At 70.7% G+C, this 1353-nt stretch carries 1 protein-coding gene; it reads left to right on the forward strand.

Annotation, left to right across the window (positions count from 1 at the left end; genetic code table 11):
* Positions 1 to 299: 299 nt before the first annotated feature.
* Entirely contained in the window at positions 300 to 1019 is a 720-nt protein-coding gene (locus V6V89_RS41395; RefSeq protein WP_442935330.1) for a nucleotidyltransferase domain-containing protein, read from the forward strand.
* Positions 1020 to 1353 lie beyond the last annotated feature (334 nt).

Here is a 1353-nt window from a genome sequence, read left to right on the forward strand (position 1 = left end):
ACGTGGTTCGATCTCATTTCCACGTGCATTTGCCCTTGATCGATGCAATCGCCCTTGATCGGCTACGGCCCTTGCCCGCCGTCGGCCCTTGGCCGGCGACGGGTTGCCGGCCGCCATCGCCCCTGGACGCGACGGCCGCCGTGCGGCGGCCCGGCCCCGCGGCGGCGGTGGGTCCCGGTTACGTGCCATGAAAGGGGTGCGATCCGCCGTGGCGAGCGTGGGGGCGTGACCATATATGCATGACGACGTGGAAGTGGGCGGGGCCCACATAGCTGACGCGGCGCCCGCGCTGGTCGACAATGGCCGCTGTGTGGGGTGAAGGGCGGGGCGACGGGAATCCGCGCTGGGTGGTGGCCGAGCAGGTGGCCGACGCGGCCCGCCACCGGTATCCGGCGGACGTGCTCGCGGTCGGGGTGCACGGATCTCTGGCCCACGGCGACGACACAGACACCAGCGACGTTGACATGATCGTGGTGACCTATCGGCCGGGCAGCGGGCCGCGCCCGGTGACCAGGCGGGTCGACGGGGTGCTGGTCGACCTCAGCGTGATCGGCGCCGACCAGTATCTGCAACACGCGCGCACCTTGTCGACGTCGTGGCCGCTTGCCGCCGATCGATACATGACGACAAAACCGATTCACGATCCGGACGCGTGGCTGGAACGGCTGCGCGACACCCATCTGAGCCGGCTGGCGGACGCGCGGCCGGCGGAGTTCAGCACGCTGGCGCGCGAAGCGTGGTGCCGGGCCGCCTCGGCGCACGCCCGCGCGATCCGGCTCACCCAGTGGTACGACACCGACACCGCGATGCTGATGATCGGCGAGGCGCGACTGAACGCGTCGATGGTGGTGGGGCTGCTGTCACGCACGTACTTCCGCAACAGCGCGGACGCGGTCAAGCGCACCGGCCTTGCGGGCGCGGACATGACCGAGTTGGGGTCCGTGCTGCGCGCCCAGTCGGACGATCTGGCCGCGCGTGGCCGCCCGGTCGACGTGACCGTGGGTGAGTTCTTCGACTGACGTCACGGTCGCGGAGGTGGTCTGAGGGTCCTAACGACCGCCGGCGTCAATCTTGGCGTTCTACCGTCGCCCTGGCTGGCGCGAACCCGGCCGCGCCCACCGTCTCGTCACGACGGTGCCCGAGGCCGCCGATCAGCCGGACAGGGTCGATCAAGGAGATTTCCATCGATCAAGGGCAAATGCACGTGGAAAAGAGATCAAACCACGTGCGTTCGTCCTTGATCGACGGGAGGGAGGGCGGAGCCCGCCCTCGGCGCGCGGCGCGGCGGCGCGCGGCGCACGCGCAGGGGCGCACGCGCAGGGGCGCACGCGCAGGGGCGCACGACGCGGGGCG

The sequence above is a fragment of the Micromonospora sp. CPCC 206061 genome, from assembly GCF_036906915.1.
GTDB lineage: Bacteria > Actinomycetota > Actinomycetes > Mycobacteriales > Micromonosporaceae > Phytohabitans.

Coding starts and splice junctions, on each gene's coding strand:
- V6V89_RS41395 (WP_442935330.1), top strand. CDS start 300: ATGGCCGCTGTGTGGGGTGAAGGGCGGGGCGACGGGAATCCGCGCTGG.